Origin of the sequence: Kitasatospora sp. NPDC057738, assembly GCF_042798815.1 — a bacterium.
Classification (GTDB): domain Bacteria; phylum Actinomycetota; class Actinomycetes; order Streptomycetales; family Streptomycetaceae; genus Kitasatospora; species Kitasatospora lactacystinica.
In genome coordinates, this window is record NZ_JBHVJT010000089.1 from 1 (window position 1) to 5,852 (window position 5,852).

4 protein-coding genes are annotated in these 5,852 nt (G+C 73.9%); 1 reads left to right on the forward strand and 3 read right to left on the reverse strand.

Annotation, left to right across the window (positions count from 1 at the left end; translation table 11 throughout):
• Window positions 1-184: 184 nt before the first annotated feature.
• Complete coding sequence (locus ACFVGO_RS34310; protein ID WP_359913519.1) at window positions 185-2,119, reverse strand: ABC transporter ATP-binding protein; 1,935 nt, start codon at window positions 2,117-2,119, stop codon at window positions 185-187.
• Between the two features lie 691 nt (window positions 2,120-2,810).
• Here ACFVGO_RS34310 and ACFVGO_RS34315 point away from each other — a divergent pair.
• A complete protein-coding gene (locus tag ACFVGO_RS34315; protein WP_380636029.1) occupies window positions 2,811-2,978 on the forward strand; it encodes a hypothetical protein in 168 nt (55 codons plus the stop codon).
• Window positions 2,979-3,113: 135 nt separating this feature from the next.
• On the opposite strand, the gene ACFVGO_RS34320 is transcribed toward ACFVGO_RS34315, so the two are convergent.
• Both ACFVGO_RS34320 and ACFVGO_RS34325 read right to left on the reverse strand, forming a co-directional pair.
• On the reverse strand, window positions 3,114-4,268 hold the full coding sequence (locus ACFVGO_RS34320) for a hypothetical protein (RefSeq protein WP_359913513.1): 1,155 nt from the start codon (window positions 4,266-4,268) through the stop codon (window positions 3,114-3,116).
• Between the two features lie 420 nt (window positions 4,269-4,688).
• Window positions 4,689-5,426: a TNT domain-containing protein gene (locus tag ACFVGO_RS34325; protein ID WP_380636031.1), complete on the reverse strand. Its 738-nt coding sequence runs from the start codon at window positions 5,424-5,426 to the stop codon at window positions 4,689-4,691.
• Window positions 5,427-5,852: the final 426 nt, after the last annotated feature.

The window sequence follows — 5,852 nt, forward strand, 5'->3', positions numbered from 1 at the left end:
GGCGACGGTCGAGGCCACGCCGTGGGCGCCGCCCGGGGCCGGAGCCGCCCGGGCCGTGCCCGTCGGGGGGCACGGCCCGGGGACGACGGGGTCCCCGCCCGCTATCCACCCGCTCCCTTCTCCTCGGCGCGGACTCCCACGAGGCCGCCCGGGAGGGCCGGGCCGCTCGGCACGTCGGGGTCGATCACTGGTCGGTCCCCTCGTCCTCCCGGACCGGCTGGGTCCGCTGGGCCGGGAGGCCGGTGCGTTCGTTCTGCAGGTCCCACAGTTCCCTGAAGCGGCCGCCCTCCTCGGCCACCAGCTCGGCGAACGTGCCCTCCTGGAGGACCTTTCCGTCTTCGAGCACCACGATCCGGTCGGCGACGGCCACGTTGGTGAGCCGGTGGGTGACCAGGACGACGGCCCGTTCCCGCGCGACCGCCCGCAGGTTCTGGAAGATCCGGTGCTCGGCGCGCGGGTCGAGGGCGGCGGTCGGCTCGTCCAGGACGAGCAGCCCGGCCTCGCGGTGGAACGCCCGGGCGATGGCCAGGCGCTGCCACTGGCCGCCGGACAGTTCCTCGCCGCCCATCCACTCCACTGCCAGCAGGGTGGACAGCCCCCGGCGGAGCTTGGCGACGACGTCGGCCGCCCCGGAGGCGTCGGCGGCGCGCAGCACCGCCGCGTCGCCCTCGGCGGTGGGCTGGCCCAGCGTGATGTTCTCGCGGCAGGTCAGCGGCCAGCGCGCGTAGTCCTGCGGGACGACGGCGACCTGGCGCCACAGGGCGTGCGGGTCGAGGTCGCGGGTGTCGCGCCCGTCCCACCGCACCGATCCGGCATCGGGCAGGTAGAGCCCGGCCAGGAGCTTGGAGAGGGTGGTCTTGCCGGAGCCGTTCTCCCCCACCAGGGCGAGGATCTCGCCCCGCTCGACGTGCAGGTTCACTCCGTCCAGCGCCTTGCGGTCGGAGGCGGGGTAGGCGTAGCGGAGGTTCTCCACCGCGATCCGGCGCGGCGGCTCGGGGGCTTCGGTGCCGCGCCGGGGCCGGTGGCCGCCGGCGGTGTCGAGGAAGCTCGACCAGTCGTCCAGGTACATGCCGGTGCGGAAGAGGTCCGCGCCGTAGCCGACGATGCCGCGCAGGCTGGTTCCGACCGCGGTCAGGGCGAACACGGCCGCGCCGCCGCGCGGCAGGCTCATCCGGCCGGTGCTGACCAGCCACAGCATCGCCGCCCACACCAGCGCGCTGCCGAGGCCGGAGGCGGCGGCCCCGATCACCGACACCCGGGCGCTCTGCATCGCCGCCCGCCGCGACGTGGCATCCAGCCGCCGGCCGACCTGGTCGTACTTGACGAGCAGGAACTCGCCCATGGTGTCGGAGCGGACCTGGTCGGCGTTGCGCTTGAGGTGGATGTACCAGCGCAGGTTGGCCATGATCCGGCGGTCGCCGACCGCGGCCCGGTTCGCCAGGAACTGCACCCGGGCGGCGTGCACCGACGCGATCCCCTGGGGCAGCGCGGCGAGCACCAGCAACGGCAGGAGGGCGGGGTGGAGCACCGTCAGCACGCCGGCCGCACCGAGGAGCGAGGCGAGGGAGGCGAGCAGGTTCTGCGCCTCCCCGACGATGTCCACGCAGACCTCGGCGCCGCGGTCCGCGGCTTCCAGCTCGTCGTTGTAGCCGGCGTGGTCGTAGGCGGTCAGCTCGGCCGCCACGGTGGCGCGCAGCACCGCGGCTTCGGCCTCGCGGGAGATCCGCGGCGACAGGTGGATGGTGATGGTGCGGATGGTGATGCCCAGCAGGGAGCGGGCGCCGGCCGCCGCCGCGATCACGAGGATCGACGGCGCCGCGTGGGCGAGCTTGTCGTCGACCCGGCCCGGGCCGAACAGCGCCGAGATGGTGCCGGTGGTCGCGAACAGGCCGGCCGCGCCGAGCACCGCGGACACCGCCTGGCAGACCAGGAGCAGCGTGACGGAGGTGCGGTCGATGCGCCAGCCGAGGCGGAACGCGCGGACGACGAGCGCGGGCAGGCGGCGGGCCATCGCGTTGACGCCGATCGCCTCGATCGCCTGGATGCGGCGCCCGTCGGCGAGCCACCGCAGTTCCTCGTCGGCGGCCTCGGCCGGGGTCGCCGCGGTCGCGGCGCTCACGCGATCGCCTCCTTGCTCGAAGCACGGGCCACCAGGGCCGCCGTGACGGGTGGGACGTGGGTCGCCGGGGTGGGGTGACAGGCCACAGATCCTCCAGACGCAGAGCGGTGCGCGGACGCGCGGAAGCACCGGCACCGGCCCGGACGAGAAGCTCAAGTCTGCTTCTCCAAGGCCGAGTTGACGGTATTGACGGAGTCGTTACGGGTGGATGGCGTCCGATGATGGTGCTGTTCGAGCGCGGCGTTCAAGTGGATTTGCCTCCGGGCGAGCCCGGGTCGAACGGGGACTTTTCGAGCATGGTCCGCGTGCGGTCCGGACCGCACGCCACGCGGTCGTCCACGGGACCGGGAGGGCGGCGGAGCCCAGTGCGCAGGCGGCGAGAACGTGTTCGAACACGGCCTTCCGGGCGGGTCCGAGGGGGCCGCGGACACCCCGGCGGGCGAGGAGGCCGCGCAGGGCGGGGCCGCCACCGGATTCACCCGTTCGGGGAGTCGGGCGGAGTCGGGCGCCCGAGCGGGTTCCGGGCGCCGGGCGCACCCGCGCCGACCGCGCGCCGAGCAACGCGCGACCCTTCGCATCAGGGGAAGGCGTTCGGAGCCGCGCCCGGCCCCAGCGTTCGCTTCACCCCACCACGGGCCGGGCCGCACTGCCCGACCCGGCACTGTCAGTGCCCCCCGGTATGTTGCCGAGCATGACCACAGTGACGAGCGCGACCGCGTTCCCCACGACCACCGGACAGCCCACCACGACCGGGCGCACCCCCGGCACCCCCGCCCACGGCTCCGCCGCCACCGTCGAGGTGGTCCCGCTGTGGGCCGCCCCCTGGTCCCCCGCCGCGCAGGCCACCGCGCAGCGCTGAGTCGACCGGCAGCTCGCCGGTCGCCCTGCTGCCGCGGCCGGACCGTGGTTCCCACCGGCCCGTCACGCCGGTTCCGGCGGTGCGGTCAGTTCAGGTAGCCGGCGGTGCGGTCAGTCCAGGCAGCCGGCGGTGCGGTCAGTCCAGGTAGCCGGCCGTGCGGTAGCCGCCGCGGGCCGTGCGCTCCACCTCCGAGGCGCCCCAGGTGTGGGGCACGGCGAGATTCCAGCGGGACCGCAGGATCGCGTGCTCCTCCCGGTTCCGGGTCACGTACCACTGCCCCATCCGGCACCACGCCAGCGGCTCGTCGGCCTCGGTGGCCACCGCCCGCACCAGTTGCGCCGCCTGCCGGGCGACCTGGTTCTCCAGCGCGGCAGCCTGCGCCTCCAGGTACTGGTTCATCCGGTAGGTGGCCTGGTCGCCGTGCTGGAACATGGCGTACTCGGATTCGGCGGCCATGTGCAGGGTGCCGTTCCCCATGGTCACCGTGCCGCTGCGCACCACCTCCTCCTGGGAGTTCCGTGCGATCCCGCTGTTGAGGCGGTTGAGCAGATTGGCCTTCTCGGGGGTGGCCTCCGGGATCTGGCCGCCACCGGTGCCGCCCTGCGCGGAGTAGACCTCGTGGAGGTCGTAGTCCCCGGTGTAGAGGTACTGCTTCCACCGCGGGTCGGTCTTCAGCTGGGCCAGCTGCGGACCGCCGTCCGTCTCGTTCATGTCGATCGGCACGTACTTCTCGCCCCTGGGGCCGGTCCGGACGATCTCCGGGTCCGTCATCGTGTCGGGCAGGCGGGCGATCCGGACGCCGGCCAGGCCGTCCGCGTTCCAGTGGCCGACGAAGCCGCTCAGGTCGTGCTGCTCCAGCAACTCCAGTACGCGTTCCGGGTCGCCCTGCGTCTGCCCGGGCCCGGGTCCGTACTTCTTGCGCACGGACGCGGGCTTGATGGACTTCTCCAGGATGGTGTGCGGTTTGGGCTTGGCCCCTTCCGCGATGCGCCGGATGGAGTGCTCGCCGGTCTCACGGACGGCGATGGTGTACTTGTGCTTCCTGCACACCTCGGAGATGGCGGCCCAGTGGTTCTCCCACACGATGTTCCGCAGCTCGGACGACCGTCCGCCGGGCGTGACGGTCTCCCCGTCGTACGTGGCGGCTCCGCAGATCCGCAGCACGTTGTTCGGGTCCATCCGCGTCTGCGGCCTTCGCGGCGCCGCCGCCTGGTCGCCCGTCACGCGTTGGAGGGCCGGCGCCGTCCGGCGGTCGTCCGGGCCGGCGCCGTCCCGCTGCTCCGCGATCATGCGTGCCGTCGTCGCGTTGCCGACGGTGCGCTGCAGGGCCTCGGCACCCCTCGCAGACGCGGCCTCCGCCGCGGGTCGTGTGCCGCTGCCGGACCGTCGGGCGGTGGCCGCGTCGCGATGAGGACGCCCGGCCTTCTGCGGCTGTTCCCTTGAGTGCATGCTGATCCCCCTCGGTCCCCTCCGCCTCTTTATACCGGGGATGTCGGCGAACGTGGAGGGCAGTCGCGGCCCGGCGCACGGAAGTTGGCCCCTCAGGGCATCGGTTCTGCACCGCGGGACGCGAGCCCGGGTCCCCTCCCGGCCGGGGTGTCCCGGCAGATCCGCCGACCGGGCGGGGATGTGCCCCTGGGGGCGCCGTCACCCGTCGGCGTCGCACCGGGGCGGACATCAGGAAGGCCTGCCCGCCGATGCGATCGGCCGTCAGGCACCGGTGGGTGTCACCGCGCACTGGTCGTCGTTGACGACGGCGAGGTACTGCTCGGCGACGAGGACGTCGATCTTGTAGTCCTTCTCGCCGAGTTCCTTGGGCTTGAGGGTCTTGTCGAGCCACTCCTGGATTCCGCCGCCGGGCATGCCGTAGAAGGCCGCGACGTGTCCTCGCCGGACGTCGAACGGCTTCAGCACGGACAGGCAGTGGTAGACCTCGCCGTCGTCCGGGTCGGGGTTGAGCGAGTCCGGCGTCAAGGAGCGCTGGGTGAACGGTGTGCCGGGGTCGGAGAGGTAGCCGCCGTGGAGCGCGCCGAAGCGGTCGAGCCTGGTGCCGACCGGCACCGTCCACTGCGTCTCGTCGACCACGCCGTTGATCTGCTGGAAGCCGCGGTCGGGAGCGTAGACCCAGTCGCCGCCCTGCTTCGGGGCCGTGTTGGCGTACAGCGTCACGAAGTGCGGGGCGCTGAGCCCGCCGAAGCGCTGGTAGCCCCTCAGCAGGGTGGCGGTCGGCTCCGTGTTCGGCAGGGCGGCGGGGCCGAGGCGGGACTGCCCGCAGTAGTACAGCTCCGGGTGGGGGTCCGCGGGGCCGTCCGGGCATTCGGCGGAGCGGACGACTCCGGCACCCGCCGACCGGCCTGCGGCGTCCTCCGCGGCCGCCACTCCGGCGAGCGGCAGGGCACAGGCGAGGGAGAGGGAAAGGGAGAGGGCGAACATCGGGCGAAGGCGCACGGCGTGCTCCGTTCCTTGAGGTGTGGGATGTCGTGGGGTGCAGTGGGGGCGTGACGATTCGTCCGCTGCCCGCCGACGCTGCCGGGGCTCTTCCCGGCGCGCTGGGCGTCCTCGGCCGCGGTGGAGCCGACTGAGGTCCCGTGGGGGGAGACTTCGGCCTCCGGCGCGGTGCGGACATCGCGCCGACTCCCCGAAGTCCGTCATTCGCACACGGACGATAGGGTCGGCGGGCCGCCTCGGCGGCAAGCCACGCCGGGCCTCCGCCGCGGGCCAGCCGACCAGCCCTGCGGACTCGGCCGATGGCGGCGCTCCCGCCCCCCGGACGCCGGGAGCTCCACCAGGGGACCCGCGTCCGAGCGGCCGGACGTGCCCGTGGGCGGCGAAGCGAAGAGGCGGTCAGGCGCCCTGGGGACGCGGTTGCCGGCA